Source organism: Salarchaeum sp. JOR-1 (assembly GCF_007833275.1).
Classification (GTDB): domain Archaea; phylum Halobacteriota; class Halobacteria; order Halobacteriales; family Halobacteriaceae; genus Salarchaeum.
The window spans coordinates 322,404-348,133 of sequence record NZ_CP042241.1; the positions used below are offsets into that span (position 1 = coordinate 322,404).

The 25,730-nt window shown below is 65.1% G+C and carries 34 protein-coding genes and 1 tRNA gene; 19 read left to right on the top strand and 16 right to left on the bottom strand.

The window, feature by feature from the left end; translation table 11 throughout:
* Nucleotides 1-21 precede the first annotated feature (21 nt).
* From FQU85_RS02620 to FQU85_RS02655, 10 genes are all read left to right on the top strand, one after another.
* Entirely contained in the window at nt 22-507 is a 486-nt protein-coding gene (locus FQU85_RS02620; RefSeq protein ID WP_145843997.1) for a hypothetical protein, read from the top strand.
* Nucleotides 508-566: 59 nt separating this feature from the next.
* Nucleotides 567-971, top strand: coding sequence for a hypothetical protein (locus FQU85_RS02625; protein ID WP_145843998.1), 405 nt, complete (start codon nt 567-569; stop codon nt 969-971).
* 45 nt (nt 972-1,016) lie between these two features.
* Nucleotides 1,017-1,238 (top strand): hypothetical protein, encoded by a 222-nt coding sequence (locus tag FQU85_RS02630; RefSeq protein WP_145843999.1) that lies wholly within the window; start codon nt 1,017-1,019, stop codon nt 1,236-1,238.
* A 1-nt stretch (nt 1,239) separates the two neighbouring features.
* Nucleotides 1,240-1,392, top strand: coding sequence for a hypothetical protein (locus FQU85_RS13240; protein WP_168219925.1), 153 nt, complete (start codon nt 1,240-1,242; stop codon nt 1,390-1,392).
* Nucleotides 1,389-3,323 (top strand): hypothetical protein, encoded by a 1,935-nt coding sequence (locus FQU85_RS02635; protein ID WP_145844000.1) that lies wholly within the window; start codon nt 1,389-1,391, stop codon nt 3,321-3,323. Before FQU85_RS13240 ends, FQU85_RS02635 begins: the two co-directional genes overlap by 4 nt.
* A 4-nt stretch (nt 3,324-3,327) precedes the next feature.
* Entirely contained in the window at nt 3,328-3,459 is a 132-nt protein-coding gene (locus FQU85_RS13690; RefSeq protein WP_255473803.1) for a hypothetical protein, read from the top strand.
* 31 nt (nt 3,460-3,490) lie between these two features.
* The gene (locus FQU85_RS02640) at nt 3,491-4,078 is read left to right on the top strand and encodes a hypothetical protein (RefSeq protein ID WP_145844001.1); all 588 of its coding nucleotides are present in this window, start codon (nt 3,491-3,493) and stop codon (nt 4,076-4,078) included.
* A 2-nt stretch (nt 4,079-4,080) separates the two neighbouring features.
* Nucleotides 4,081-4,854, top strand: a complete 774-nt coding sequence (locus FQU85_RS02645) for a hypothetical protein (protein ID WP_145844002.1) — start codon at nt 4,081-4,083, stop codon at nt 4,852-4,854.
* Complete coding sequence (locus FQU85_RS02650) at nt 4,841-5,983, top strand: hypothetical protein (RefSeq protein WP_145844003.1); 1,143 nt, start codon at nt 4,841-4,843, stop codon at nt 5,981-5,983. The genes FQU85_RS02645 and FQU85_RS02650 overlap by 14 nt, the downstream gene beginning before the upstream one ends.
* A 366-nt stretch (nt 5,984-6,349) precedes the next feature.
* A complete protein-coding gene (locus tag FQU85_RS02655; protein WP_206022058.1) occupies nt 6,350-6,628 on the top strand; it encodes a hypothetical protein in 279 nt (92 codons plus the stop codon).
* 7 nt (nt 6,629-6,635) lie between these two features.
* Here FQU85_RS02655 and FQU85_RS02660 read toward each other — a convergent pair whose 3' ends face one another.
* The 6 genes from FQU85_RS02660 to FQU85_RS02685 all read right to left on the bottom strand — a co-directional run bounded on the left by FQU85_RS02660 (nt 6,636) and on the right by FQU85_RS02685 (nt 10,609).
* The gene (locus FQU85_RS02660) at nt 6,636-7,349 is read right to left on the bottom strand and encodes an HNH endonuclease (protein ID WP_145844004.1); all 714 of its coding nucleotides are present in this window, start codon (nt 7,347-7,349) and stop codon (nt 6,636-6,638) included.
* A gap of 304 nt (nt 7,350-7,653) precedes the next feature.
* Nucleotides 7,654-9,453 (bottom strand): hypothetical protein, encoded by a 1,800-nt coding sequence (locus FQU85_RS02665; RefSeq protein WP_145844005.1) that lies wholly within the window; start codon nt 9,451-9,453, stop codon nt 7,654-7,656.
* Nucleotides 9,453-9,647, bottom strand: coding sequence for a sigma factor-like helix-turn-helix DNA-binding protein (locus tag FQU85_RS02670; RefSeq protein ID WP_145844006.1), 195 nt, complete (start codon nt 9,645-9,647; stop codon nt 9,453-9,455). Before FQU85_RS02670 ends, FQU85_RS02665 begins: the two co-directional genes overlap by 1 nt.
* Before the next feature lie 216 nt (nt 9,648-9,863).
* A complete protein-coding gene (locus tag FQU85_RS02675) occupies nt 9,864-10,130 on the bottom strand; it encodes a hypothetical protein (RefSeq protein WP_145844007.1) in 267 nt (88 codons plus the stop codon).
* Nucleotides 10,127-10,360, bottom strand: coding sequence for a hypothetical protein (locus FQU85_RS02680; protein WP_145844008.1), 234 nt, complete (start codon nt 10,358-10,360; stop codon nt 10,127-10,129). Before FQU85_RS02680 ends, FQU85_RS02675 begins: the two co-directional genes overlap by 4 nt.
* Nucleotides 10,361-10,535: 175 nt before the next feature.
* Nucleotides 10,536-10,609, bottom strand: a tRNA-Tyr gene (locus FQU85_RS02685).
* Nucleotides 10,610-10,728: 119 nt separating this feature from the next.
* On the opposite strand from FQU85_RS02685, the gene FQU85_RS02690 reads away from it, so the two are divergent.
* The 3 genes from FQU85_RS02690 (at nt 10,729) to ftsZ (ending at nt 12,764) form a co-directional block, all read left to right on the top strand.
* Entirely contained in the window at nt 10,729-11,238 is a 510-nt protein-coding gene (locus FQU85_RS02690; RefSeq protein ID WP_145844009.1) for a zinc ribbon domain-containing protein, read from the top strand.
* A 159-nt stretch (nt 11,239-11,397) separates the two neighbouring features.
* Nucleotides 11,398-11,562: a ribbon-helix-helix domain-containing protein gene (locus tag FQU85_RS02695; protein WP_145844010.1), complete on the top strand. Its 165-nt coding sequence runs from the start codon at nt 11,398-11,400 to the stop codon at nt 11,560-11,562.
* Nucleotides 11,563-11,564: 2 nt separating this feature from the next.
* The gene (ftsZ, locus tag FQU85_RS02700; RefSeq protein WP_145844011.1) at nt 11,565-12,764 is read left to right on the top strand and encodes a cell division protein FtsZ; all 1,200 of its coding nucleotides are present in this window, start codon (nt 11,565-11,567) and stop codon (nt 12,762-12,764) included.
* A 63-nt stretch (nt 12,765-12,827) separates the two neighbouring features.
* On the opposite strand, the gene FQU85_RS02705 is transcribed toward ftsZ, so the two are convergent.
* Nucleotides 12,828-13,796, bottom strand: a complete 969-nt coding sequence (locus FQU85_RS02705; RefSeq protein WP_145844012.1) for a TIGR00269 family protein — start codon at nt 13,794-13,796, stop codon at nt 12,828-12,830.
* A 118-nt stretch (nt 13,797-13,914) separates the two neighbouring features.
* On the opposite strand from FQU85_RS02705, the gene rbcL reads away from it, so the two are divergent.
* Nucleotides 13,915-15,162 carry a type III ribulose-bisphosphate carboxylase gene (gene rbcL / locus FQU85_RS02710; protein WP_145844013.1) on the top strand — a complete coding sequence of 416 codons (1,248 nt, stop codon included), beginning with the start codon at nt 13,915-13,917 and terminating at the stop codon, nt 15,160-15,162.
* Nucleotides 15,163-15,273: 111 nt separating this feature from the next.
* Here the strand turns inward: rbcL and FQU85_RS02715 are convergent, their stop codons facing one another.
* From FQU85_RS02715 to FQU85_RS02725, 3 genes are all read right to left on the bottom strand, one after another.
* Nucleotides 15,274-16,362 (bottom strand): aminopeptidase, encoded by a 1,089-nt coding sequence (locus FQU85_RS02715; RefSeq protein WP_145844014.1) that lies wholly within the window; start codon nt 16,360-16,362, stop codon nt 15,274-15,276.
* A gap of 50 nt (nt 16,363-16,412) precedes the next feature.
* Nucleotides 16,413-17,219: a class I SAM-dependent methyltransferase gene (locus FQU85_RS02720; RefSeq protein WP_145844015.1), complete on the bottom strand. Its 807-nt coding sequence runs from the start codon at nt 17,217-17,219 to the stop codon at nt 16,413-16,415.
* Nucleotides 17,220-17,328: 109 nt separating this feature from the next.
* Entirely contained in the window at nt 17,329-18,162 is an 834-nt protein-coding gene (locus tag FQU85_RS02725; protein ID WP_145844016.1) for a deoxyribonuclease IV, read from the bottom strand.
* Nucleotides 18,163-18,247: 85 nt separating this feature from the next.
* On the opposite strand from FQU85_RS02725, the gene FQU85_RS02730 reads away from it, so the two are divergent.
* Entirely contained in the window at nt 18,248-18,781 is a 534-nt protein-coding gene (locus FQU85_RS02730) for a redoxin domain-containing protein (RefSeq protein WP_145844017.1), read from the top strand.
* On the opposite strand, the gene FQU85_RS02735 is transcribed toward FQU85_RS02730, so the two are convergent.
* Nucleotides 18,774-19,571, bottom strand: coding sequence for a biotin/lipoate A/B protein ligase family protein (locus FQU85_RS02735; RefSeq protein ID WP_145844018.1), 798 nt, complete (start codon nt 19,569-19,571; stop codon nt 18,774-18,776). The genes FQU85_RS02730 and FQU85_RS02735 overlap by 8 nt on opposite strands.
* Nucleotides 19,572-19,600: 29 nt before the next feature.
* Complete coding sequence (locus FQU85_RS02740; RefSeq protein ID WP_145844019.1) at nt 19,601-19,918, bottom strand: tRNA-binding protein; 318 nt, start codon at nt 19,916-19,918, stop codon at nt 19,601-19,603.
* A 243-nt stretch (nt 19,919-20,161) separates the two neighbouring features.
* On the opposite strand from FQU85_RS02740, the gene FQU85_RS02745 reads away from it, so the two are divergent.
* Nucleotides 20,162-21,064, top strand: a complete 903-nt coding sequence (locus FQU85_RS02745; protein ID WP_145844020.1) for a serine/threonine-protein kinase RIO2 — start codon at nt 20,162-20,164, stop codon at nt 21,062-21,064.
* A 107-nt stretch (nt 21,065-21,171) separates the two neighbouring features.
* On the opposite strand, the gene FQU85_RS13245 is transcribed toward FQU85_RS02745, so the two are convergent.
* Entirely contained in the window at nt 21,172-21,453 is a 282-nt protein-coding gene (locus tag FQU85_RS13245) for a hypothetical protein (RefSeq protein WP_168219909.1), read from the bottom strand.
* On the opposite strand from FQU85_RS13245, the gene FQU85_RS02750 reads away from it, so the two are divergent.
* The 3 genes from FQU85_RS02750 to FQU85_RS02760 all read left to right on the top strand — a co-directional run bounded on the left by FQU85_RS02750 (nt 21,430) and on the right by FQU85_RS02760 (nt 22,988).
* Nucleotides 21,430-21,834 (top strand): hypothetical protein, encoded by a 405-nt coding sequence (locus FQU85_RS02750; protein WP_206022059.1) that lies wholly within the window; start codon nt 21,430-21,432, stop codon nt 21,832-21,834. The two genes, FQU85_RS13245 and FQU85_RS02750, sit on opposite strands and share 24 nt — an antisense overlap.
* 39 nt (nt 21,835-21,873) lie before the next feature.
* A complete protein-coding gene (locus FQU85_RS02755; protein WP_145844021.1) occupies nt 21,874-22,224 on the top strand; it encodes a hypothetical protein in 351 nt (116 codons plus the stop codon).
* 185 nt (nt 22,225-22,409) lie between these two features.
* Entirely contained in the window at nt 22,410-22,988 is a 579-nt protein-coding gene (locus FQU85_RS02760; RefSeq protein WP_145844022.1) for a 50S ribosomal protein L15e, read from the top strand.
* A gap of 1 nt (nt 22,989) precedes the next feature.
* On the opposite strand, the gene FQU85_RS02765 is transcribed toward FQU85_RS02760, so the two are convergent.
* The 3 genes from FQU85_RS02765 to FQU85_RS02775 are packed head-to-tail and all read right to left on the bottom strand — an operon-like array spanning nt 22,990 to nt 25,730.
* On the bottom strand, nt 22,990-23,499 hold the full coding sequence (locus FQU85_RS02765) for a CNNM domain-containing protein (protein WP_145844023.1): 510 nt from the start codon (nt 23,497-23,499) through the stop codon (nt 22,990-22,992).
* A 30-nt stretch (nt 23,500-23,529) separates the two neighbouring features.
* Nucleotides 23,530-25,269, bottom strand: a complete 1,740-nt coding sequence (locus FQU85_RS02770) for a DNA mismatch repair protein (protein ID WP_145844024.1) — start codon at nt 25,267-25,269, stop codon at nt 23,530-23,532.
* 35 nt (nt 25,270-25,304) lie between these two features.
* Nucleotides 25,305-25,730, bottom strand: coding sequence for a GtrA family protein (locus tag FQU85_RS02775; protein ID WP_168219926.1), 426 nt, complete (start codon nt 25,728-25,730; stop codon nt 25,305-25,307).

The following is a 25,730-nucleotide window of genomic DNA, read 5'->3' on the forward strand; positions in this document are numbered from 1 at the left end:
AACATCCCAGGATTTTATTTGATGGATTTAGCCAGCTATCTGCCAGATAAGGAGCCGAAGCTCCTCACGACAACGGCGTTCGAGGGGGAGTACGGCGACTCAAAAGGCAACGTCACGCTGACGCCCAAACGTCTCGTCTACCTGAACAGCGGGTCCGCAGTGGATATCTCTCTTGACCGACTCGACGCAATTGAGTTTGATAAAGCGCGGATTCCGCGCGGTCTCTTTTGGATGTTTCTCGCCACCGTCGCCGTGACAATCGGGACGTTCCTGATCGTCCCCGAGCTTTCGAACTTCCCGCTTTCACAGATGGAAGCAACCGCAATTCCGGGCGCGTTCGCGGTTCTCTATGCCCTCCTGTGTCTATGGTATCGACGGGCGACGCTGTCGATTCATACGGCCTCGGGGTCGTGGGAGTTCACCGGGCCAGGGACGCTTCAGCTGTGGGTGCGGGGCGGGGACAAGCTCGACGAGTTCCCGAACAAGATTCGTTCGGCGCGGCGCTGAGTTCTCCCGAATCATTTGGTTAAGTCGCGGTCTCGGGTCGTTGTTCGTGGGTAGTACCCATGAAGAAAGAGTTTGACCCCGTTGACGCGGGATTGACTGTCGCCACGATGATTTCGGCGTTCATCGTGACGGGTATCGCTTCGTTCAACCTTTTCGACGTGGATTTCGGCGCGGTCGCGTTCACCCTCGCCGGCCACGGCCTCTCCACCGCCTACGTCATCGGCGCGCTCGCACTCGCCGGCACGATCCTCACCAACGAGAACGCACAACTCTCCTCGCTCCAAGAGGACGCGAAAGACCTCGGCGACTACTACTATGGCGCTGTGCTCGCCACCGTCGGCCTCATGGTCGCTTGGGTGTTCGTCGGCGACGTTTCCAGCTTCTTCAGCAGTAGCGACCTCTGGGGCCTCGTCTACGTCGGCGTCGTCACCACCGGCCAGTTCGTAATCGGCTGGATGCTCTAACCCCTGTATCGCCCGTAAACCACCACTTCAACACTCAACACATCAATGCAGAATCCGCTTGACGAGTACGAAACGACGGAAGCACTCACGTATGGTCTCTCCGGTCTCGGCGCCGCAAACGTCGGCGTCACCGAACTCACCGGCACCAACTACATCGCCGATCTAGTCGGCACAGGCAACATGGAACTCGCCGCCCTCGCGTTCGGCGCGGGTGGCGTCGCCCTCGTCGCGCAGAAGCTCGGCGTCGCCGAAGTCTGGGAGGACTAACATGGCCACCGAATCAGAATCGCCTGCGCTCACCGACGCGGACTCCCGCTTCGTGAGTCGCGACCTCGACGCCCGCGACCTCGGGATGTTCGCCGCCGGCGCCACCGCCTCCCTCGCCGGCGTCGCACTCCCCGCCCTCGGGGTGGTTCCGTGACCCGCCTCCCAACCCCGACGCTCCGCGGATTCGCCACTGTTCTCATGGCGTTCGGTCTCATTACCACCGGCGTCGGCGCGGGCGTGCTCGGTCCTGGCGCACAGGACACCCTCGACGACGTGTCGCCTGTTCAGTCTGCCCAAGCCTGTGGCGGCCTCTGTGTCGGTACCGTCATCGTGATCGCGACCGGCGCGACCGCCGCCGCCGGCATCGTCGCCAACCAGTACCTCGGCACGGGCGACAACGGCTATACCCGCGAAGAAGTCAAGAAAATCAAGTCGCTCGAAAACCAGCAACAACAGCTCGACCTCCACGCCCTCGCCCTCGGTGCCCACGAGTCGGCCCAGCAGTACCGAACCTCAGTACAGAACTTCCTCGCCGACTCTCGTACTATCGCCTCCCAGAAGGCCAAGTACGCGGCCCTGAAGCTCCTGAACAACGGCACCCACAACGCTACCAAGCTCACCAACCGCATGCACGCGGCTATCAAGGAGTATTACGCCGTCCGAGAGCGTAACCTCCTCGCCAAATATAACGCTCACATCGCTCAACTCGGCTACATCGGTAACACCGCCTACAACGATAGTGGGATTCCCAACGGCATGCTGTCCTTCGGGTGGAGTGGTAGCAACTATGATTCGTATATGAAGAGTACGACCGGGAGCGTCACCGTCACCGACTCTTATACTACGACGACGACACTCCTCAATGGGTCGACCGTTCCGCTTCGAGGACTCAACGTTAGCATTTTCGCTCAATACACTAACGATTACGAAGCCATGAACACTAGAACGCCGGCCACGGTGTCCCTTGAGGACACTCAGGCGTCTGGCTACGCATCTGGCTCGGCGTTCAAGGTCACTACGCGCCCGTATGCGAACGTTGCCGCGGTACATGGTGCGAACGAATCGTTGAGTGCACCCCAGAAGCGTGTACTCAACTTCACGAAGTACCAATCGCTCCGAAGTGACATTGAGGCTGCCGTCGCCCAGCTGAAAGCGAACTACAACACGGACTTCGCACAGACGCTGATTAGCGGCTGGCGAGACGGCCGAATCAACGCCTCCGACGTTGTGACACCCGAAATGCTCGCCCAGCAGTACGCAACTGCGTACAACCAGACGGGCGCCTCGATCTACCAATGGGCGACCCTCGCCACCATGGGCCTCGACAGCCCGGACCTCGAGAACACCTCCTACCTGACGGTGTCCTACCTCAAGCCGACGGACATCCGTTACGTGACGCTCTCCGCGTCCGGGAACACGTCCGCACTCGGCCCGTACAACGTAAGCGTGGGCGGCGAACCGGTCGGACAGATCGTTACGGCGAACGGCACCACGCGAACAATTCAGGTGCCGATTCCGCGTGACGTGAACACCTCGAAGCTCGGAAACCAACCGCCGACCGTCACTATCGAGACCTACGACGGGTTTAGCACGGCGTGGAGTAGCGACGAGGTGGACGTCGGCGAGACCACGACCCTACAGAACGTCACGATCACCGCGGAGTCCGCGCAGCGCTGGAAGCGTGTCACCGAGTCCGGGATGTTGTTCGCGCGGAACGCGCCGAACGGCACATGGACGACCAACACGACGTATAAGACCTCAGAGATTCCGGGCACGGAGTTCTTCGCCCCGGCAGGAAAGTACACCCAGATTACGAAGCTGGGCGGCGAGTTCACGATCAAGCAGATCGTGACTGACTCCGGGTCCGTGTCGTCGTTGGACACACGCGACTACAACTACCAAACCAGCAACGCCAGCGACTTCGTGGAAGACCTCCGGGAACTGGAAAAAGTCCGCGAGGACGCCGAATCCCGGCTTCCCACCGCCGGCGGTGGTGGAGGGGGCGGCCTCGGCACCACCCAACTCGGCATGGGTCTCCTCGTGCTCGCCGGCGCGCTCCTCGCGCTTGACCGGAGGGAGGACTAACCCCATGAGTACCGAGGAGAAGCTCGCCGTCGTCGCGCTCGCCCTCGGGTACTGCATCCTCACCGGCTTCAACCCCCTCGCCGGCCTCGAAGCGTGGATAGAAGCACAACTACAGAACGCCGTCACACCCTGGTAAACAGGCGAATACTCCTATTTCACTCATACAGATGCGAAGATTCCTCACCGTGCTCGCCGTGCTCCTGCTCGCCGTGTCGACTAGCTGTGGCGTCGGCGCAGTCACCGCCCAGGACGCGAGCACAACGACGACAACCGCGAACAGCACGACGACCGACGACGGGGCGACTGTCGTGAATACCCAACTCTCGCGCGGCGTCACCGTCCAGAGCTACGAGTACAACGCTAAGAGCGGGAGTGTCCGCGTCGTTATTCACGCTGAAACTGGCGGACACGTTCTCTCCGTCGCGGACCAGTCTGGTGTCGTGCGCGCCGTCACCGGCGACGGCGCCACCCAAACCCGGACCACGGCGCGCCGCGTCGTGCTCGACGCCGGCCGCAACGTCGTGAACGTACAGGTGTCGCCCGTCCAGGGCGTCGCCGTATTCAGTGTCTCCTCCGGCGCCGTCTCCGTCACCTGGACCACGGGCGCCATCCAGACCGGCACGGGTGCGCCCGTTCCCCGACAGACCGTCCTAATGCTCCTCCTCGGATCGGTCGGCCTCACCGCCGGCGCGACCGTCTACCGCACCCGCCAGCGCGCCGAAGACGACGAGTTCCAAGCCGAACGGGTGAACTAACCATGTGGCGAGACCTCCTGAAGTACGCGCTCCTCGCCGCCGGCGGATGGATCGCACTCGGCAACGAAATACCGCAGGCGCCTGAGTGGCTCGGCGTCGCCGTGCTCGCGCTCGTACTCGTCGCCGTCGCCGTCATGATAGCGACCGGCCGCCTCGACGATCTCCTCCCCGACCCGCCCCGTGTGACGTTGTACGTCATCAACGACGAAGAAACAGAAGTCATCGAGGAGTGGGAACTCTCCCCCGACCAATTCGCCGACGCCCAGGTGAACGGACAACTCAACCACCTCCCAGAGTGTAAGACCGAGACCTACGAGTGTCGCGCCTACCATCCCGAAGAGAACGTCATCGAGGGAACCTGGCGCGGGAGTGTCGCGGCGTCGGACACTATCGGCGCCTCAAGTGCGACCGACGCCCTGAACGCCATCGAGGAGGTGCGCGGCGATCTCGAAGACCAGGCGCGGTATGGCGAGCGGCTTCAGCGACACCTGCCATCGGTCGTGCGGACGCTCGACCGCCTCCGCGCCATGGAACAGAACCGCGCACTCAGCCCGCACTTGACGCCGAGCGTCGGTGGCGGCGACACCGTGACCGACGTGATTCAAAACCAGATGCCCGACAGTCTCCTTCCCGAACGGATGCAGATGAACGAAGCCAGCACGACCGACGAGCACGACGACGACGCCGACGAACTCCTCCACGACCTCGCTAACGTCGCCGGCGTCACCGACGCCGAACCCGCGACCGACGGAGGTGGAAACGATGAGCGGGAGTAGCGACAAGTCCGTTGTGTACGCGGCCGGCGAAGGCCGCGAATGGCTCCGCGGCGAGCTGGAGGAAAAGCCGAACGACTGGGTGCGGGAGTTCGCCGGCATGGTCAACGACGCCGACACCCTCGATCTCCTGAACTACTACTGTAGTCTCTGGGAGGACGACCCGCAGGCGGGCGACTTTCTCGACACCGTGCTCGCCGAGCGCATCCTCTCCTCAGCGGCCACCCGGTCGATGGACACCGCCTTTAGAGAAGGTCGCACGTCGCAACTCAAGGGCTTCGTCGGCATGACCGGCCAGCGGAAAGAGACGGCAGGCGACTGGATGAGCGCCGTCGTAGATCGCCTCGAACACGAGGGCGCTATCGGCCTCGTGCTCGGCCCGCCCGGCGCCGGAAAGACTGCCATGACGCTCGACGTAGCACGCACATGGGCGGCGCGAACGGGCGGCGCGCTCATCGGAAACACGTCCTGGGAGGGCTTCGACCGCGTGGTTCACTCGGACCAGGAACTCCTCGAAGCCATGGCGGAAATCGAGGGCGCAGTCCTCGCCGTGATAGATGAGACCGCGCAGGAACTCTCCGGGTTCGGAAGCGGGAACAAGGACGCAGAGACGTTCAGCGACTCCCTCACGTTCGTCCGGAAGAAAGAGGAGAAACATGGACCCTACGCGAAGCGCGGGAGCGTTCTCATGGTGAACCACACACGGACGAAAACCGCGAAGCCGTTCCGCGACCTCTGTTCGTTCGCTATCGAGAAGCCCCACCGCTCGAAGCCGAACTTCGCGCGCATCCTCGAAAGCGAGGGCGGGCAAGACCGATTCGAGGAGGGCTTAGAGACGGACAAGCTCACGGACACCCGCGAGACCTACGCCGAACACGAAGCCAGCGAGTTCGAGATACTCGGCGACCGCGACGACGACGAGGAGGACGACACGGACGGGCGTGGTCTCAGCGAGCGCGAGCAGGCGATTCAGACGGCGCTCCGCGCGGTGAAGCCGTGGGACGACGAGGACGGCGTGCGATACAAGGACGCGGCTGAAATCGTGGGGTACTCGAAAGGCTGGGTGACGAATCGGGTGAGTGACTGGCGAGATGGGGACTATTCGACCCTCGTGACCGAGCAACCGGAGTAACCAGCACACGGCGACGGGATACACTCGGTCAGTCAGACACCACCCCCCAGCGCGCACATATATTTATACAAGGCCCGACTCCTGGCGGATTTTCTGACCTCCCGACCCCACCCGACCCCGGTTTTTCGTCGAAAATCGGTCGATTTTCTCGGTTCGAGGAGTGTCGTGGCGTGACTGCGTGGGTTCACGCGCGGCAGAGTACGCTCGACCGATTATGCACACGAACCCGCGCACCCTCGTGTGCATATACACGCTCGCGCGCCCTCACACACCCGCGAACCGCTCTATTACTCGACACGTCCGGGGTGGTTCACCCCCGAAATCGGGGTTCCAGTGAGCCAAATTCAATGGGTCAAGAGAGTTCGTGTGCACGAACTCGGTATGCGGATCCGAACTGACGGCGACTACGCGTATCGGAAGGAAGTGATCGAGGCGGCCGCGGATCGCCTCGAGGTCAACAAAACCGAGGCCGTCGTCATTGCCTGCGACTCCGTCGGTCCACTTCTCGATAACGTGGAGGACGCTTTAGAACACCCCGGTCTCTCACTACGGCTGAAAAAAGAACTCGCTGATATTATTAGCACTCGTAGGATCGCCGTCTGTATCAATCCAGGGACAGCAGAGATAACTCAAAATAAGAGATAGGCTAAGTCTACTTGGTCGATAAAGCCAGAGCGCCACGGCAGTCGATGAAGGTACAGCCAATCACTTGGTTATTTCCAGGGAATACAATCTTCGAAGGAGTGGCGCGAACTAGGGCACCATCTTTGTAGAAATTACCCCTCATAAATATTCTATCAGTATCTGAATCATACCTGATCTCGATTCCAATATCGCGCTTGTCATGCCAGATCTTGAATTGGTTTCCGTTGTAAGTCAGATCCCACACGTCCTCGGTATAAGCTGTCCACTCGTTTTCGTTTAGTTCAGCCACTAGATCCCCTTCTTGATTATAGAGCCTCGCACTAAACTGTAAAACCCCCTCCGAGTAGGACATAGTCACTAAATCATCACCGTTCACACTTAGAATAGACATCTTATCCAGATCCCTAAGTTGGCATTTACAGCCTGCAAATTCAATCAAGGGAGTTTCAGATTCGAAGTAGAAATCATAGTCGACAAGATCAGAATTATGAGGATCCTCTTTGTACTCGTACAGTTGATCTGGAGTGATCCCTTCAGCTTGCGGCCCCGCCAATGCATGGTGATTCCGACAGAGAGCGATCATTCTCTCAGGATCATTGTGCTCTTCCTCACTTCGAGGAACAATATGGTGGATTTCTATAATAGGGTTTCCACAGATAGCACATCCAAAATTCGCCTCCTGTCGAACTTCTCTACGAACAGGCTCAGGAATATCTGACACTGGAAAAAGATTTTCGCGGAAGGGCTTAAATTCTGTTCTGAGACTGCCCTACTCATTTCAAAATATAGCTGACCGGAGAAGAGCCGTGCGGTGTATTATTTGGGTTTGCCCTTAGGCACACGCCCAAGGGGGAACCGGCCACGACGAGGCCGGTTCCCTCTCGGGTGTCGCCTCGGGGCGCACCGGAACACCGTGGAGTGTGCGTCCCGAGGCGACCACTCCATAGGGGTCCCCCCGGGAGAAACCGCGCGCACACCCCCGTATACAACCCGTAGAATAGTGTTGCCACTCCGCCGTCGCTGCGTTAGCCCGGTGTCACGTCACCCGTACCGCCCGCTCGTCGCCGCTGCTTCGCCGCCCACGCCTCCCAATCAACATCCTCTGCCTCTCGGCGTGCCGTCGCGTTCTGCGCGTCTTCTGCTCGCTGCGCGGCCACCTGGAGACTGTCGACGACGCTCCACGTGTCCCGAACTGTGCGGTGCTCGCCATCCGCGCGCGTGTACGAGACCGTCAGGTGCCGCACTGGCTCGTCGTGGGTCTGTTCCCATGCGAGCGCGAGCTGCCGCAGCATCGACCGCTCGTCCGCCGCGTCGGTCGGCTGGTAGTGGATCTCCACCTTGGTTTCGTGGTCGTACTCGCCGGGGCGGACGGCGGCGTTGTACTCGCGGCGCCATCGACTCCACGCGTCCGCCGTGTCGCCGCGCTCGGCCGCGTTCGCCACCTGCATCACCGCACTCCCGACGGTCTCGCGGAAGTTCGATTCTGCGGCCTGCACTCGCGAAAGCAGTTCCTGCTGGATGTGTTTCGACGCGATCTCTAACTGGCCGTACGTATGCGTGATGACATCCTTGAGGCGGTCGACGACGCGGCGGATCGTCCGGTAGGAGTAGCCGGTCTCGTCGGCAGCCTGCTCGGGAGAGACTTCGCCACCATCGGCGAGCAGATAGTCGACGACCGCGCGGTCCGAGTCTTCCATCTCACCCCACAGCCGGGTGACGGCCGCGGTCTGTGCGTCTTCGACCTCGGGCAGCGGGTCATCGTAGAGGCGGAGCGAGCGCTCGATCTCGTCGCCGGCCGCGAAGTACGCATCACTCACCCACTGCTCGCCACCGCGCAGCGAGAGGCCGGCCCACTCCACCATGTTGAACAAGGTTTCGTCGAGCTCGTGCAGGAGGTCCTCGAGGTCGAACTCGTCGGGATGATCCCAGCGCACGGTGCGGTTGGTGAGGCTGGACTGGTAGGCGACCTCGAACTTCGGGTGGTAGCCGAACTCGTCAGGATCGTACGACTGTGGGTCTCTCATGTAGTAGTGTTTCGCCTCGAAGCCGACGCGGTGGCCGCGGAGGAGGTCGCTCGCACGGTCGTCGGTGACCATGGCGGCGACGTGATCCCCAGGGCGTTCGCGGTGATCCTCGGTGTGCTTCCGATACCCCGACCGGTCGGACACCAGCACGTCGTGACACCGACTAATCGGGCCGGACGCGGCGTACAACGGCCCGCTCTTCGCGCGGTCGGGACGCACGTAGAGCGCGCAGTCCGAGACGTGACTAATCGGGTGTGGGTCCATCGTGTACCGCGGGTCGATATCGAAACTCGTCAAGACGGTGCGCGCGAGGTCCAGGTACTTCTCGGGGTCGATGTTCGAGGCCTGCGCTCGAACGGAAACGTAGGGGCCCCCGAGGTCAGGGACGCTCGGCGTGTCGTACTCGGAGAGGCTATCGAGGTCCGGCCACCGCGGCCGAAGCGTAAGCGTGCCACCGCGGACGCGCTGGCTGTTGTCGGCGCGCTCGCCGTCGTACGTGCTGTCTTGGGCGACGAAGTAGAACTGGAATTCGCGCACCTGTTCGAGCTGGAACTCGGGCGGAGCGGTGTCGGGGTCGAGGCCGCCGGTGTAGTAGTCGAAGCAGGCGGCCCACTCGTCGCCGTCGAACCGGAACGACTCGGTGGGCTTTCCCTCAGTTTTCCAGTCCTCACCGTGGTCTTTGTAGACGCTATCAGCAGCGTAGTAGAGGCTGAGGCCGTGGTCGTCGCGGTGTGTCGCGCCGAAATGCCAGGTCACGTCGAACTCGTGCGGTTGGGGACGGACGGTTTCGACGTGCGCCATCACGACCCCCCGAGTTTCGCGTCAGCCCGCGCGAGGAGATTCCCGACGGTGCCGGGTGCGCGGTCGGTCTCGCGAGCGAACTCACGAACGCCATACTCGCCCTCGCGGATGGACTGGTAGGCGTCGCGTTCCGCCTCGGTGAGTTCGTCGAGCGCCGGCCCCGCGAACGTCGCGAGCGTCGCCTGCTCACTCACCGGAACCACCCCAGAGACCGCGGCACGGTCGACAGAGTGCCACGCGTTCGTCCCGGTTGGGAAGGCGGACGCGGCGGCAGTCCGGGCCGTCCGCGTCGCACATCGCGCACGCGTCGGCGGTAGGGGCGTCATCGGCGACCTGCTCCCAGTAGTCCTGCCGGCGTGCTTCAGCGCCGCCGTCGGTTCGGAGCTGGGAGGCCCGAACGAACTCCTGGGTCACGGCAACCACCCCGCGTTTTCGACGGCCGCGCGAATCGCTGGCTTCGCGGTGGGCGCGTAGATCGCCGTGCGAATCACGCCGTCACGAACAGGGAGCACGACGCGGGTGGTGGGGTCGTAGCGCGCGCGTTCGCCGTGGAGCCACCGGCCGCCCGGTATCTCGTGGGCTTGTCGCCAGGCGTCCTCGATGGTGGGCGCGAGGTGGAGCGCGTCGGCCCGCCGGAGGTACTTCTTCTCGGCGTGCCGGGACACCGCGACGTTCACAGGCCACCACCCCGCTCGAACAGCGGTGCGTCATGGCCGGGTGCGATTTCGCCCGCGGGCGTGAGGCCGGCGTCTTCGGGGTCGTGTTCGTCGAGGAGGTGCTTCCAGCGCGGCTCGTGCGGGTCGAAGTCGTGGGTGCAGAACGGACAGGAGACGAGGCGGATGGACTGCTGGCTTCGTTCGTAGGTACGGACTTCGAGAACGCCGCGAGCGGAGACCTCGGCGCTCACCGGGAACACCCCCGTTCGACTACGGAAACCGCGAGACTGCGCGGCCCCGCGCCGGGAACCCTGTTCAACCCGCGTTCGTCCGCGACTGATCCAGAATAGAAATCAGTCGAGAGAAGCGCCCCTAACGTCCATTTACGGAGTTTTAGTTTCTGCCCGGAATCGGCGGCAAGAGGAGTCCGCCCTCCCCGATTTGAACGGGGGGCAAGCCGATCTACAGTCGGCTGCTCTACCAGTCTGAGCTAAGGGCGGACGTACTCACTTCTAGCCGCTGATTCGGATAAAAGGGTTATCATTCGGAGAGGCGTGTGACAGCGTCCGACAGCGGCGGTAGGTTGATGTGGGATACGTCGGTAGGTCTGGGTGAGCGGATGAGTAAAATAACGTTCCGGGCGGACGACGACCTCGTTCGGGCGGTGGAGTCGCTGGACGCGTCGAAGAGCGAGGTGATGCGGGAGGCGCTCCGCGAGTACCTCGACGAGCGAGCCGGCCGTTCGGAACGTCGGTCGTCCGACGGCGACCGCGGCGGGTCGTTGGACGCGCTAGTGGCCGAGCGCGTAGATGAGCTCGTCGCTGAATGCCTCGGTAGCACACGAGGGATTAACGTAAACGTCAGCGTAGACGGCGAAAACGCGGGTTTGAAGCGTTCAAACGAGCGCGTCGACGCTGTCGAGTCCCGTGAGAGCGGTGCGGGGGAGTCGTCGCGGCCGTGCCCGCAGTGTGGCGAGTCTGTGGAATCGGATCACGTGTACTGCCCGAACTGCGGTGAAAAGGCGGGTAAGCGTGCGTTTTGCGAGTGCAGCGGGGAGCTGCGGGCGGAGTGGGCGTTCTGTCCGGAGTGCGGCCGACGAACCGCGTCGGCCGGTATCGTAGATCGGTGAGGGACTCGTTCTCAGCCCCCATTAACTATTTACGTCATTACATAGATGGTTGGTGTACGTAAGACGGTCGTCTTACACGGAACCGGTCGACTGCGGCGCAGTACGCCGCGTCCCGCGACCAATGTAAGACAAAACGCCGGCTTACTGGGGAAACAAACTATGGAGCGTGTGACTCTACGAATACCACGGCAGCAGATCGAGGAGGTCGAGCGGATGGTCGAACGGGGGAAGTACCCCAATCGCAGCGAAGCCATCCGGTCGGCCGTCCGTGAAATGCTCGACGAACAGCAAGAGAACAGCCCGAAAAACTGGGCCAAGGTGTAACAATGCAGGATATAGTCAACGAGGCCCTCGAGAACGCCGAGAAAGAGCAGCGAGATATGAGCGACGCCAGCAGCGACGGCGACGAGTTCGGCGACCCCCGAATCGTCATCGTCGGCTGCGGCGGCGCGGGAAACAACACCGTCAATCGCCTCTACAACATCGGCGTCGAGGGCGCTGACACCGTGGCCATCAACACGGACAAACAGCACCTCAAGATGATCGAGGCCGACACGAAGATTCTCGTCGGGAAGTCCCTGACGAACGGCCTCGGCGCGGGCGGCGACCCCTCGATGGGCGAACGCGCCACGGAGATGGCGCAGGGAACGATCAAGGAAGTGCTCGGCGACGCGGATCTCGTGTTCGTCACCGCCGGCATGGGTGGCGGCACGGGAACGGGCGCAGCACCTGTCGTCTCCAACATCGCGAAAGAGCAGGGCGCAATCGTCGTCGGAATGGTCTCCACGCCGTTCAACGTCGAGCGCGCACGCACGGTGAAGGCCGAGGAAGGCCTCGAAAAGCTCCGCGACGAAGCGGACTCCATCATCGTGCTCGACAACAACCGCCTGCTCGACTACGTCCCGAACCTCCCGATCGGCAAGGCGTTCAGCGTGATGGATCAGATCATCGCCGAGACCGTCAAGGGAATCTCGGAGACCATCACGCAGCCGAGCCTCATCAACCTCGACTACGCGGACATGACCGCCATCATGAACCAGGGCGGCGTCGCCGTCATGCTCGTCGGGGAGACTCAGGACAAGAACAAGACCGAAGAAGTGGTGAAGGACGCGATGAACCACCCGCTCCTCGACGTGGACTACCGCGGCGCGTCCGGCGGACTCGTCCACATCACGGGCGGCCCCGACCTCACGCTCAAAGAGGCTGAGGGCATCGCCGACCACATCACGGAACGCCTCGACGCGTCCGCGAACGTCATCTGGGGCGCGCGCATCCAGGAGAACTACAAGGGCAAGGTTCGCGTCATGGCCATCATGACGGGCGTGCAGTCCGCGCAGGTTCTGGGTCCGAGCACCCAGAAGCAGGCGGACAAGTCCCGGCAGGAACTCCAGGACGTGGACACGAACCCGTCTCGTGACGTGGACGCGCAGACCCAGACCGGGAGCACGGGCTCCGAATGGGGTGCACACTCCGACGGCGGCGAGGACGAAGTCGAGCAGAACAACGGATTGGACGTCATCCGATAACCGAACAGCCGGTCACGCGCCCGTCGCACAGTTCCCCAGTGCCGTGGGAGCCATCGGAGTGCGTCAGACCGACTGAACGGCGTCGACCAGCGCGCACTTCCGGCACACGTCGCGCGTCGTCGGCGCGCCGCACTCCCCGCAGGAGTCCAGCTCGGACTCGGGCTCATCGCCACGGTATTTTTCGGCAGCCAACTCCGCGAGCTCCTCGTACCCCGCCATAATCGAGTGGCGGGTGCCGGGGTGGTTCTCCTCGAGCGACAGGAGGAGATCCTGGATTTCGCCGCGGAACGCCTCGCTCGAATGCGGGCACTCCGCCATGTGCACGGGGAGGTCGTGGAGTTGGGCGTAGAGCGCGACTTCCTTCTCGGGCACGTCCCGGAGCGGTTTCGCGCGCGGCACCATCTCCGGGCGGGTCTCGCGGTCGTCGAATCCGCCGAGGGAGGCGTCGAAGTGCTTCGCGACCTGCTCGACGTTCCCCTCGAAGATGTTCATCAGCGCGGTCTCGGCCTCGTCGTCCAGGTTGTGGCCGGTGAGAAGTTTGTCCGCGTCGTACTCGTCGGCGTACCGCGCCAAAATGTCGCGGCGGAACACCCCGCAGTACGCGCACGGCGCCATGTTTTCCGGGTCGTCCTCGACGACATCGTCCATCTCCAGGTCGAACTCGTCGCGGTAGGTCACGAGTTCGTGGCGCACGTCGAGGTCGTCGGTGAGTTCCGCGCAGGCGTCCACGGAGGCGTCCCGGTAGCCCTCGATGCCTTCGTGGATGGTGAGGCAGACGAGTTCCACACGGGGGTCGTCGGCGAACGTGTCGTGGAGTATCTTGGTGAGGACGACTGAGTCCTTTCCGCCGGAGAGCCCGACGACCCACGTCTGGGGATTCTCGGGGGTGGCGTCCCGCGGAAGCAGGTCGTCCTCGCGGACGCGGCGGCGCACCCGGCGTTCCACGGACTCGAAGAAGTGCGTGTCGCAGAGATGCGTCCCCGAATACGCGGCGTGCATCACCGCCTCGCGGTCGCACTTGGTGCAGTCCATGCCCCCGATTGCGGGGGCGCGCGTTTCACCGTTTCGCACCCCGATAAATCACATGCCGAGATATCAAATCTAGCTGCGGCGGCAGTGTTTTGATGCTGCGGGATGCAGTTTCAGGTCTATGACGGGAATCACGTACGAGGACTTCATCGACCTCGACTACGAACCGGCGGACGACGAGCTCGTCTGTGACTTCCGCGTCACGCCCGCGAGCGACATGGACATGGAGTCCGCGGGCAGCAGGGTCGCGTCCGAGAGTTCGAACGGCACGTGGGCCGAACTCCAGGTCGAGGGAGGGATCACTGACTTGAGCGCAACCTGCTTCGACATCCAGGGCGACCGCATCAGGGTCGCGTACCCGGACGCGCTCTTCGAGCACGGGAACATGCCCCAGGTGCTCTCCTGCATCGCGGGCAACATCCTCGGGATGAAAGCAGTCGAACGCATCCGGTTGCTCGACTGCGACTGGCCGGAACCCCTCACCACATCGTTTCCCGGCCCCCAGTACGGGACGAGCGTGCGCGCGGAACTGCTGGACGCCGCCGACCGCCCCATCACCGCCACCGTCCCGAAACCGAAGGTCGGCCTCAGCACCGACCAGCACGCCCAGATCGGGTACGAGGCGTGGACGGGCGGCATCGACCTCCTCAAGGACGACGAGAACCTCACCGACCAGTCGTTCAACCGGTACGAAGACCGGCTCTACCAGTCACTCGAACGCCGCGACGAGGCCGAGGAGGAGACGGGCGAGCGGAAGAGCTACCTCGTGAACGTCACCGCGTCGGGGGACGAGATGCTGGAGCGCGTGCAGATGGCCGCGGACGCCGGCTGCGAGTTCGTGATGGTGGACGTCGTCACCGCGGGCTGGGCCGCCGTCCAGCAAGTACGCGAACTAACCGAGGAGGAGGGGCTGGCGATTCACGCGCACCGCGCGATGCACGCGGCGTTCGACCGCGTCCCCGACCACGGCGTGTCGATGCGCGCGCTCGCGCAGGTCGCGCGGCTCTGCGGGGTCGACCACATCCACACCGGCACCGCCGACCTCGGAAAACTCGAAAACGAGGACACCGCCGGCATCAACGAGTGGCTAGCGAGCGACCTCCACGGCCTGAACGACGTGCTCCCGATGGCGTCGGGCGGCCTCCACCCCGGACTCGTCCCCGAACTCGTCGACCGCATCGGAACCAACATCGGCATCCAGGCCGGCGGCGGCGTCCACGGCCACCCCGACGGCACCCACGCCGGCGCGAAAGCCCTCCGCCAGTCCATCGACGCCGCCGTCGCCGGCGCCGACATCGAGGAGTACGCCGACGCCCACCCCGAACTCCGCACCGCCCTCGACAAGTGGGGCACCGAAACGCCCCGATAGTTCAAGTACGATGACGCGGCCAGCGGGCGGCGTGACGTAACCACAACCGGTCGGGGGACGAGGCGGGAGCGCGGCACACCCCGACCGGACTGATTCGCCGCCTGTCAGCCCCTAGAAGCCGTCCTCGAAGCGGAACGTGCCGTCGCGTTGGACGACATCGCCGTCCACTTCGAGGACTGAGTCCTCACTCATGTCTACGATCATGTCCACGTGCGTCGCGGACTGATTGCCCTCGATGTCGGCGTCGTCGGGGACGCACTCGTCGATGGCGCGGCCGACGGCGAGGTGGACGGTGTCGCCCATCTTCTCGTCGAACAGCATGTTGTACGTGAATCGGTCGATGTCGCGGTTCATCCCGATGCCCAGCTCGCCGAGTCGTCGCGCGCCCTCGTCCGTGTCGAGTACCGCGCCGAGCGCGTCCTCGTTCTGGTCGGCGGCGTAGTCGACGACCTCGCCGTCCTCGAATTCGAGGGAGGCGTTCTGTATCTCGCGGCCCATGTAGAGCACAGGCTTGTCGAACGTCACGTGACCCTCGACAGAGTCCGGGACGGGCGCGGTGAACACCTCGCCGCCGGGGAGGTTCTTCCGGCCGTCGTCGTTCACCGCCCGCATCCCGGCGACGCTCATCGTGAGGTCGGTAGTGTCGCCCGAGCGGATGCGCACCTCCTTGGCCGGGTCGAGGAGTTCGACCAGCTGTTCCTGGTGGTCGTACTGCTCGTCCCAGTCCTTGTTGACAGCAGTCCAGACGAACTCCTCGTAGGCTTCTGTGCTCATCTCGGCCTTCTGGGCGTTGCCGGCGGTCGGATACTGCGTGCCGACCCAGCGGTCGGGTCGCGCCTCCTGCACCGCTTGGTTCGCGCGCTGGGCGGCGGAGAGGTTCTCGGGCGGCACGTCGCTCGTCTCCGCCGTGTTCTCGTCGCCCCGGATAGCGATGAGCGCGTCCGCTTCCTCCATCACGGCGAGCGAGTGCTCGCTGAGCGCGTACTCCTCCGCGTCCATCTCGCGGTGGTAGGCGCGCGAGGCGGCGCTGTTCCGCCACGACAGCAGCGGGTTCGCGCCGCGCTTCCCGAGTTCGGCGTGCAGGGCGACGACGAGGTCGTTCGCGGCCGCGGGAGCCGAGACGTACACGTCGTCGGTCTCCTGGATATCTACGCAGTGCTCGACGATGAGTTCGGCGTGTCGCTCGACGCGAGAGTCCATACGCGTTCGGTTTCGGCGAGGGTACAAAAGCCCTCACGGGACGCGCGTCGTCAGTCCTCCGCGGAGTTCGGAACGCGGCCGACCGTGACGTAGAAGGGAATGACTGCGCGGCGATGGTAGGAGTCGTCCTGCATCTGAGTGACCGCCGACCGCCCCATCTCGCGCCACGCCGAGCGCAGGCGGTCGTACTCGCTGCTCGTCATCCCACCGGCTTCGAGCGTCGGGCGCTGGTCGGCGAGCCGGCTCGCCGTCGCTTTCCGCTGCGCGGACTCCAACTCTGCGGGCGAGTACGGCGGTTCGACCGTTCGGACGTGTTCGTGCCGCCGCGTCCGTACGTCCACGAGACCGGCGGCGTCGAACACGTCGGCGGCGCTCCGGCCGAGCGTCACGTCCGTCTCGACGCCCTCGATGTACGTCCGGCGCGCGGACTCCGCGAGCGCCGCCTCGTCCGGAACGGTCGATTCGACCCGCACCTCGCTGTTATCGGGTTCGATTGCCGCGACGAGGTCGGAGGACGCGCGCGCGAACTCGCGGACGGCCGCCACCGGGTCGGGGAGATTGATGAGCAACGCCTGACACGTCACGAGGTCGAACGCGCCGTCGCGAACCGGAAGCCGGGTCGCGTCCGCCTGCAACCGACCGGCCGCCTCGACGTGCGCGAGCAGTTCGCGATCCGCGTCCGCCCCCACGACCTCGCCCGGCGACTCCTCCGCGAGCACGCGCGTCAGCTCACCAGTCCCACATCCCACGTCCAGCACGCGCTCGCGGTCGTGAAGCGACAGCGGCGCGAGCGCCTCCCGATCAGCCCACATCCCCCGCCGCGTGTCCGTCAAGTACTCCGCGGAAAACCGTCGCACATCCCCGGATAGAACCCCGGGTGAGAAAAACGAACCGCCTCCGTGCGACGACCTCACTCGCGTGATCTCTCGCCCCACTGACGCTCAGCGTTCGGTCGTCCCGCGACGCTTACGCGTCCCGTAATTCCCGCACTTTCTCGATGTTCCACGCGAACCCGCGGTCGTCCTCGTTCGGGGTTTCGAGGACGAGGGGTACCTCGCGGATGGCGTCGTGGTTGACGAACGCTGTCATGCCGTCCTCGCCGATGTACCCCTCGCCGATGTGGGCGTGTTCGTCCTTGTTCGTGCCGCACTCGTGTTTCGAGTCGTTGAGGTGGACGCACGCGAGGTGTTCGAGCCCGATTTCGTCGTCGAACGCCTGAAGCGTGTCGTCGACGCCCTCGGGCGTGGAGAGGTCGTAGCCAGCGGCGAACGCGTGCGCGGTGTCGAGACACACGTCGAGGTCTTGGCTGGAGCGGTCGAGGACGCCCGCGAGATGGGCGAAGTCGCCGCCGAGCTTGGTTCCCGACCCGGCATCCGATTCGACGAGCACGGTGACGCCTTCGGGAATATCGAGTTCATCGAGCGCGCTCGCGGCGTTTTCGAGTCCGTTCTCGACGCCCGCGCCGGTGTGCGCCCCGAGGTGGACGTTCACGTACTCGATGCCGAGTTCGTCCGCGGCGTCGACTTCCTTCTGCATGGAGTCGATGGACTTCTCTCGGAGGCCGTCTTTCGGCGTGCAGAGGTTCACGAGGTAGGAGGAGTGAATCACCCAGGGGCCGTCGAGTTCCTCGGTGGTTTCATCGCGGAACGCGGCCGCTTCGTCGTCGCCGATGTTGGGGTCTTGCCAGACCTGCGGGGAGTGCGTGAATATCTGGCCGCAGTTCCCGCCGACGCCGGTTTCGCGTTCGACGGCGTTGTCGATCCCGCCGGCGATAGAGACGTGTGCGCCTACTCTGAGCATACGGGGAGTGCGTGTCGAGCTGTCGAAAGCGCTTCGGAACCCGAGAGCACGAACGCTTTAGACTGGCCCTCCCCTCCATGCAGGTATGCCGAAGTCGCCGCTCGCGGTGGGCGCGGACGCACCCGCGTTCAGTGCGCCGCTCGTCACTCCGGACGGAGAGGTGGAGGAGACGGCGCTGGGGGAGTTGCTGGAGGAGAAACCGGTGCTGTTGGCGTTCTACACGAACGACTTCAGTCCCGACTGCGTGGACGAGTGGTGTTCGTTCCGAGACTACGACTGGTTCGCGAGCGGGGAGCGCGTGCAGGTCGTGGGCGTGAGTCGGTCGCGAACGTACACGCACAGGAAGTTCATCGACTACCTCGACCTCGGGTTCCCGCTGTACTCCGACCGCGATCTCAGCATCGCGGAAGCGTACGGCGTGAAGTACCGGGCGTTCAAGGTCGCGGCGCGCGCGAAACGCTCCGTGTTCTTCGTCGACCAGGACGGCGTCGTCCGGTATCGCTGGGTGGGTGAGCACGCGCTCGATCCGACCCGAGATCTGCCGCCGCTGGACGAGATTCAGGCGGCGATCGAAGACGTGCTCGGGCCGACGGAAGAGGAGTCGTTCGGGTTCACGTAGTTTTCCCGCGCGTCCACGCGTCAGTCGCGTACTTCTCGGCGGCGAGGTCGCGGGCGTCGACGAGTTCCGTGTCCGTCCACGCACCGGGGTCGGCGTCCGCCCAGTCCGCGAGCGCGTCCTCGACGGCTGAGACGGCTTCGTCGCGCGTAATCCCCGCGAGCTCGCGGATGGACGTGACTCGGTTCTCGAACGTCTCGGGCGCGGGCGGGTCGCTGAAGGCGCCGAGGTGGCGGTCGGTGGCGAGCGAGTAGGAGAGCGAGCCGTGCTGGATGACGGCATCGCGCTGGCGGTACTGGGCGTTCCCGCTGATCTTCTTCCCGTCGGCGACGATGTCGTGAGCGGGGTGGAGTTCGCGGAGGTAGCAGGCGGGCCGGTGAATCTCCGGCATCGACTCGGCGACGTAGTCGGCGTCGATTCCCATGCGGGAGAGCGCGTCGAGAATCGGCCGGCAGAGGGCGTGGTAGGCGTCCATGAGGTCGCCGGGGAGTTCGTCCGCGGGCGCGACCACGGTGTAGGAGATGTCGCCGGTGTAGTCGTGGTAGATGCCGCCGCCGCCGGTCGGGCGGCGGGTGACGGTGATTCCGTCGTCTTCGCAGAACTCCCAGTTCACGCTCTCCGGGGCCTGGTTGTAGCCGAGAGAGAGCGTGCTCGGCCCCCAGCGGTAGACGCGTGCCGTCCGCAGTCCGTCGACGGCGGCGGTGCGTGCGGCGACCTCGTCGAGCGCCATGTTCGTCGGGCCGCGCCAGGTCTCCTCCGTGATGAGCCGCCACTCCCGGTTCGCGAGATCCATACGAAGGGTGTTCGGCCCGCGGGACTTAATCAGTAGAGTTCGCCGCCGGGCGGCACGTCGTGGGCGGGCCGGACGAGCACGGGGTTGCCGTCGTCGCCGGGAACGCCGAGCGTGAGCGCTTCCGACTCGTAGCCCGCGATGTTCACGGTTCCGAGACCGAGCGCGCACAGGACTTGGGTGCCGGGGAGCGCGTCGGGGTCGTGGTGGTAGCCGAGCTGGGCGGCGGACTGCACGGTGTCGTCGCCGAGGTCGACGGTGAGTTTCACCATCTCGGGTTTCCGCGTCTCGGGGAACGCCGCGGCGGATTCGATGGTGCCGACGTGCACCTCCGTGTCGAGCGGTGACATACGGGGGCGAACGGGAGAGTGGGAGAAAACGGTTCGGGTCGCTACGTGCTCGCGGGTTCTCCGATGCACGGGCGTTCGCGACCTTGCTCGCGGTTCAGTTCTGAATATAGGGGGTGTCGGCTAATCTCCGAAGTCCGGTAGCACTGGTGTGACCGGCATCGGCCGAACAGTTTCTGTATCGCGATATAGGATTTATTCATGGCTCCGGGGTGTTTTTACCCGACGCGTCCGAATTCCGGGTAGATGGTTCAGAACGTCGCCCAGGAGGTCGCGGAACTGGAGCAAGAGGACTTCAACCTCCTTTCGGGCGTGGAACACGGGATGCGCTTCTCGGAGTGGGTGGCGCGCGAGAAGCTCCCGGAGTTCGCGCGACTCACCGAGGAGGAGGTCGACTACCGACTGAACCGCGTCGAGGATCGGGGACTGGTGGAGCGCCAGACAATCCAGTACGAGGGATTCCGATTGACCTTCGAGGGGTACGACGTGCTCGCGCTGAAGTCGTTCGCGGAGCGCGACACCGTCGAGGGATTCGGCGCGCCCCTGGGCGTCGGGAAGGAGTCGGACGTGTTCGAGGTGCAGTCGTACAAGCCGATGGCGTTGAAGTTCCACCGCGAGGGGTACACGAACTTCCGCGAGGTGAACAAGGAGCGCGACTACACGAGCGAGAAGGAACACGTCTCGTGGTTCTACACCGCTCGGAAGGCCGCAGAGCGCGAGTACGAAGCGCTCGAAACCCTGTATCCTGACGTGCGGGTGCCGCGGCCCGTCGACCAGAACCGCCACGCGATCGTGATGGAGAAGATCGACGGGGTGGAGTTGAACCGCGCGAAGCTCGACACCGACCAGGCGGAGGGCGTGCTCGACCTCGTCCTGCAGGAGATGGCGCTCGCGTACACGAGGGGGTTCGTGCACGCGGACATCTCAGAGTACAACGTGTTCGTCCACGAGTCCGGCATCACGCTGTTCGACTGGCCGCAGTCCGTGCCCACGGAGCACGAGAACGCCCGCGAGTTGCTGGGCCGCGACGTTCAGAACATCGTCAGCTACTTCCAGCGAAAGTACCCGAACGCCGTCTCCGAACCGGACGTCGACGCGGTCGCCGACGCGGTCGCGGACGACTCGTTCGAACGCATCGAGAACTACTGAGGTAGCTGTTTTCCCGGGCTGCTCGCGTGTCACGGGAGCGCAGCGAGTACCAGCCATAAACCGGTAGTCAGGATATAGAAAGAGAGCAGTCGTGGGGACGCGGGTGGTTAGTCGTTCTCGGTCGCGGTGTCGGAGTCTCCGTCGTCGGTGAGCGCGGTGCGGAAGTTCCAGAGTTCGTTCACGACGAGGAGGACGGCGGGGACGACGACGAACAGCAGCGTTCCGTTGGCGGTGTTGACGAACTGGACGAGGTAGCCGAAGTAGGGGATGTGGAACTGGACGACGCCGACGACGTTCTCGGCGGGGACGAGCGCCTGGTCGACCTCCGCGAGCTCTCCCGCCAGCTCTCCGCGTGGGAGAACGGCGTGTCCACGGACGAAATCACGCACAGCGACCGCAAGACCGTGTACACGGCACTCCGGCAGACGCATCTGCCGAAGATGGACGACGCGAACGTCGTCGACTACGACCCGAACCGCGGGCACGTCGAGCCCGCCGAGGAGTTCGAGGACGTCGAGGTCTACCTCGACGTCGTCCCCGAGAAGGAGATCCCGCGCAGCGAGTACTACCTCGGGCTGAGCGCGTTCGCGGCCGCGTTGCTCGCCGTCGCGTGGGTGGACGTGTTCCCGTTCGACCTGCTCGCGGACGTGACGTGGGCGGCCGTCATCGTCGCGCTGTTCGCGGTGTCCGCGGCGGTGGACACCTACTACGACGCGCACCGCCAACTCGGGTCGGACGGCGCGCCGCCAGACCTCCCCGAGCAGGACTGACGGGGACGTTTTTGTAGGTCGGGCGCGAGCGTTCGGCCGATGAGGTGGCTGACCGTCGACGGGGACGTGGGGAACGAACAGGAGTTCTACTGGCTGTGGATACTCGCGACCACGGGGTACGGCGTCGGCGACATCGTCACCACGGTCGCGCTCGTGTTCTACGCGCCCGCGGTCCGCGAGGGAAATCCCCTCGTCGCGCTCGCGCTCGAACGCCTCGGCCTCCTCGGACTGGTCGGCGTGAAGCTCGCAGCGTTCTTCGCCTGCCTCGGTTTGAGCGTGTACGCGATGCACGCCTGGAAAGACCGCTTCGTCTACCTCATGCCGCCAGTCGCGCTCACCGCCGTCGGCGTCCTCCTCACCGCGCTTAACATCAGTCTGCTCGTGCGTTGAAATCGCTGACGCGTTCCGTAGTCCTTTTACTCGCGCTCCCCGAAGTCCCGATAACTCGCTGGCCACGGGCTCCAGCGGGCACCCGTTTCGACGGGACGAAATGTGGACTGACGGGACGCCTCGCGTCCCGATCGAGCGGCGTACGCCGCGACACGTCTGAATCGCAAGCGCCCGACTGAACAACCATGGCACGAAGTTTCTACTCCCACATCCGGGACGCGTGGAAGCAGCCCGATGAGGGGAAACTCGGCGAACTGCAGTGGCAGCGAAAGCAGGAGTGGCGCGACCAGGGCGCCATCGTCCGCGTGGACAACCCGACTCGCCTCGACAAGGCCCGCGACCTGGGTTACAAGGCGAAGCAGGGCGTCGTCGTCGCCCGCGTTTCGGTGCGCAAGGGGACGGCACGCAAGAAGCGGTTCAAGGCCGGGCGGCGGACGAAGCGCCAGGGCGTGAACCGGATCGGTCGCTCGAAGAACCTCCAGCGCATCGCTGAGGAGCGCGCGACCCGGAAGTACCGGAACCTCCGCGTTCTGAACTCGTACTGGGTGGGTGAGGACGGCAGTCAGAAGTGGTTCGAGGTCATCTTCCTCGACCCCGAGCATCCCGCCATCCAGAACGACGACGACCTGAACTGGATCTGTGACGATTCGCAGGAAGGCCGCGCGCACCGCGGCCTCACCGCCGCCGGCACGCGCGGGCGCGGCCTCTCGAAGAAGGGGAAGGGAACGGAGCGCACGCGTCCGAGCGTGAACTCCGGACAGTAACCTACTTTTCGTCTACGTATTCGCGTTCGATTTCGGTTTCGCCGCCGGCGAGCCGTGCGAGCGCGCCGGTGAGCGCGTCGAAGAAGACGACGAGCGGGTAGAGGACGACCTCGATGACGCGCATCGGACCGACGACGCGCAGCGACCAGGCTTCGGCGTTCGCGAGCCCCCAGGTTTTCGGGAGGATTTCGCCGAACACGAGGACTAACGTGGTGGCCGTGAGGGTGGCGGCGGCGGCGGCGTAGCTCGGCGGGAGGTAGGTGACGAGGACGACGGTGACGATGCTGGAGAGCGCGATGTTGACGACGTTGTTCCCGACGAGGAGGGTGACGAGGAGGCGGTGGGAGTCCTCGCGGGTCTCCGCGAGCTGTCGACCGGCGGGCGTGTCCGCGAGTTCGCGGACGCGCTCGATTGGAAGCGAGAACAGTGCGATTTCGGCGCTGGAGAAGAACGCGCTCACGGCGAGCAACACGGCGACGCCGCCGACTATCGGGAGGAGTGTCCAGTCCATACGGACGCGTGAGTGGGGTGGGACTGTAAGTTACGGCGTCCGATCGGCGTCCGCGAGCGTGCGCTGAACGGCGTCGTGGCCGACCGCGTCCGCGAGCGTGCGGAACGCGGCCTGTTCGTCCCGGTCGTTCGTCTCGGCGACGAGGCGGGAGACGATGAACTCGGGCGTGGACTTTCCGACGGTGTCGAAGCGGGGCTGGTAGTCGACGGCGAGGTCGAGGTCGGGGGTGAGGCCTTCGGCGAAGATGCCGTCGATGCGGGCGTTCTCGGGGAGGGGTGCGAGGTCGTCCGCGAGGTGGGTGACGTAGACGCCGAGCGCGTTCTGCCTGCCGGTGAGCGTGACGAGGCCGTGGAGGAGGTCGGCGGCGCTCCCGGGTTCGGTGATTGCTTCGAACTCGTCGACGAGCATGAGCGTGCGGCGGTCGCCGGAGAGCGGCGGGACGACGGACCGCAGCGTGGATTCGAGGACGCCGGCGTTGAAACTGGCGTGCCGGCGGTGGAAGACGAGCGCGTCCACCAGGCCGACTTCGGCGGCGTCCGCGGGAACCGGGAGGCCCATCTGCGCGAGCAAGGCGACCTGGCAGAGCGTTTCGAGGAGCGTGGTCTTCCCGCCGGAGTTCGCGCCCGTGAGCACGGTGACGCGGTCGCCGCTCGGCGCGTCCCCGGTGGAGTGGTCGCCGACGCCGTACGTGACCGGTTGGACGTCCGCGCCGTTCCGGCGGAGGGAGAGGTTGCGCGCGCCGACGACGGCGAGCGTGTCGGTGTCGACGATGTCGGGTCGCGTGAGGGCGAACGCGTCGGCGAACCGGGCGAGCGAGAGGTAGAACGCGATGTCGGAGACGGCGTCGACGGCGGCGTCAACGTCCTCGCGCGCCGCGTCGACGCGCTCGCGGAGGTTCGCGCGCACCGTGTCCTCGCGGGCGTCGACCGCCGTGGCGAGGTCGGTTTCGAGGGCGCGGGCGGTGGCGGCGAGGAAGTCCGCGGCGTCGGCCGCGCCGTCGCCCATCGCCTCCCGGGCGCGGGACGGATCGATGGCGGTCTGCTCGCGGACGTACGCGACGAACGCCTCCCGGAACTCCTCGGTGCCGCGCACGCCCGACCCCCGAATCTCCTCCAGCACGTCGAACGTGTCGCGTTCGAGGCGTTCGGCGTCCGCGTGGGCGTCCCGGAGTTCGTCGAGGCGGGCGTCAGCGCCGGCGGTGACGCGCTCGCCGTCGAGGTACTGGAGGGCGTCCGCGGCGTCCGCGAGCGCGTCGGGGTCGCAGTCCGCGAGCGGCGCGAACACGCCGTCGTGCAGGCCGGTCTCCCGGAGGACGAGCGCGGCGTCCACGGCGGCGCGGTCGGTGCCGCCCGCGGCGTCGTACCGCTCGAACGCGTCCAGCACGTCGGTTCGCGTGGCGTCGTCGAGCGCGCGCCACGAGTCGACGGCGGCGGTCACGCGGTCGAGTCGGTCCTCGACCGCGCGCCGGTCGAGGAGCGGCGTGAGGACGCGGACGCGGTCGGCGGCGTGGTCGGTGACGGCGTAGGATTCCGCGAGCGAGACGAGGTCTTTGTAGACGGTGCGGGCGTCGTCGGTCGCGAGCACGTCCATGCCGTCGCCGCCGTTCGCGCGCCGGAGGATGCGGGTCGCGCGGCCCCGGGAGAGACCGGCGTCCACGAGCGTCCGACTGTCCGCGGATTCGATGGCCTCGACGGCGGCCTCGGTGCCGAGCGAGTCGTCGAGGAGCGCGGCGGTCTTCGGGCCGACGCCCCAGTAGTCCTCCAGTCGCATACCGGGGAGAGACGGGAAGTCCGGTTAGGTGTTTCTCACGCGATGCGCTCGCTCCCCCAGTAGTTCCAGACGCCGCCGACGCCCGTCGCGGCGAGGCCGGAGAGCCAGGCGGGGAGCGCGAGCGCCAGTCCGATCGTGAGGAAGACGGCGTAAATCGTGTATCCGACGGCGTAAACGCCGACGTAGTGCGGGGCGCGTTCGAGCGCGCCGCCGTCGAAGTCGAACGTCACGAGGCGGTTCAGGCCGTACGTCCAGAGGACGCCCGCGACGAACGCCGCGAGCGCGGGCACGAGGATGCCGTCGCCGTCGGCGAGCGCGAGGAGGACGAGGAGGTTGACGAGCGCGCCGGTCGCGCCCACCCCGCCGAACTCCGCGATCCGAACCGCTCGCTCGGGCGCGACGTACTCCGCGAGGAACGTCCCGCGAACGGCGGACGCGAGCGCGGTCTCGATGCGCTCCAT

Excerpts from the sequence above, each read along its gene's own strand:
- FQU85_RS02645 (WP_145844002.1), top strand. The coding sequence starts at position 4,081 with ATGTGGCGAGACCTCCTGAAGTACGCGCTCCTCGCCGCCGGCGGATGG.
- FQU85_RS02745 (WP_145844020.1), top strand. The coding sequence starts at position 20,162 with ATGGTTCAGAACGTCGCCCAGGAGGTCGCGGAACTGGAGCAAGAGGAC.
- FQU85_RS02770 (WP_145844024.1), bottom strand. The coding sequence starts at position 25,269 with ATGCGACTGGAGGACTACTGGGGCGTCGGCCCGAAGACCGCCGCGCTC.
- FQU85_RS02725 (WP_145844016.1), bottom strand. The coding sequence starts at position 18,162 with ATGCTCAGAGTAGGCGCACACGTCTCTATCGCCGGCGGGATCGACAAC.
- FQU85_RS02650 (WP_145844003.1), top strand. The coding sequence starts at position 4,841 with ATGAGCGGGAGTAGCGACAAGTCCGTTGTGTACGCGGCCGGCGAAGGC.
- FQU85_RS02695 (WP_145844010.1), top strand. The coding sequence starts at position 11,398 with ATGGAGCGTGTGACTCTACGAATACCACGGCAGCAGATCGAGGAGGTC.
- FQU85_RS02715 (WP_145844014.1), bottom strand. The coding sequence starts at position 16,362 with ATGGACTCTCGCGTCGAGCGACACGCCGAACTCATCGTCGAGCACTGC.
- FQU85_RS02625 (WP_145843998.1), top strand. The coding sequence starts at position 567 with ATGAAGAAAGAGTTTGACCCCGTTGACGCGGGATTGACTGTCGCCACG.
- FQU85_RS13240 (WP_168219925.1), top strand. The coding sequence starts at position 1,240 with ATGGCCACCGAATCAGAATCGCCTGCGCTCACCGACGCGGACTCCCGC.
- rbcL (WP_145844013.1), top strand. The coding sequence starts at position 13,915 with ATGACGGGAATCACGTACGAGGACTTCATCGACCTCGACTACGAACCG.
- FQU85_RS02735 (WP_145844018.1), bottom strand. The coding sequence starts at position 19,571 with ATGGATCTCGCGAACCGGGAGTGGCGGCTCATCACGGAGGAGACCTGG.
- FQU85_RS02760 (WP_145844022.1), top strand. The coding sequence starts at position 22,410 with ATGGCACGAAGTTTCTACTCCCACATCCGGGACGCGTGGAAGCAGCCC.
- FQU85_RS02775 (WP_168219926.1), bottom strand. The coding sequence starts at position 25,730 with ATGGAGCGCATCGAGACCGCGCTCGCGTCCGCCGTTCGCGGGACGTTC.
- ftsZ (WP_145844011.1), top strand. The coding sequence starts at position 11,565 with ATGCAGGATATAGTCAACGAGGCCCTCGAGAACGCCGAGAAAGAGCAG.
- FQU85_RS02730 (WP_145844017.1), top strand. The coding sequence starts at position 18,248 with ATGCCGAAGTCGCCGCTCGCGGTGGGCGCGGACGCACCCGCGTTCAGT.
- FQU85_RS02640 (WP_145844001.1), top strand. The coding sequence starts at position 3,491 with ATGCGAAGATTCCTCACCGTGCTCGCCGTGCTCCTGCTCGCCGTGTCG.
- FQU85_RS02690 (WP_145844009.1), top strand. The coding sequence starts at position 10,729 with ATGAGTAAAATAACGTTCCGGGCGGACGACGACCTCGTTCGGGCGGTG.
- FQU85_RS02755 (WP_145844021.1), top strand. The coding sequence starts at position 21,874 with ATGAGGTGGCTGACCGTCGACGGGGACGTGGGGAACGAACAGGAGTTC.
- FQU85_RS02765 (WP_145844023.1), bottom strand. The coding sequence starts at position 23,499 with ATGGACTGGACACTCCTCCCGATAGTCGGCGGCGTCGCCGTGTTGCTC.
- FQU85_RS02620 (WP_145843997.1), top strand. The coding sequence starts at position 22 with ATGGATTTAGCCAGCTATCTGCCAGATAAGGAGCCGAAGCTCCTCACG.
- FQU85_RS02740 (WP_145844019.1), bottom strand. The coding sequence starts at position 19,918 with ATGTCACCGCTCGACACGGAGGTGCACGTCGGCACCATCGAATCCGCC.
- FQU85_RS02705 (WP_145844012.1), bottom strand. The coding sequence starts at position 13,796 with ATGGACTGCACCAAGTGCGACCGCGAGGCGGTGATGCACGCCGCGTAT.
- FQU85_RS02665 (WP_145844005.1), bottom strand. The coding sequence starts at position 9,453 with ATGGCGCACGTCGAAACCGTCCGTCCCCAACCGCACGAGTTCGACGTG.
- FQU85_RS13690 (WP_255473803.1), top strand. The coding sequence starts at position 3,328 with ATGAGTACCGAGGAGAAGCTCGCCGTCGTCGCGCTCGCCCTCGGGTAC.
- FQU85_RS02630 (WP_145843999.1), top strand. The coding sequence starts at position 1,017 with ATGCAGAATCCGCTTGACGAGTACGAAACGACGGAAGCACTCACGTAT.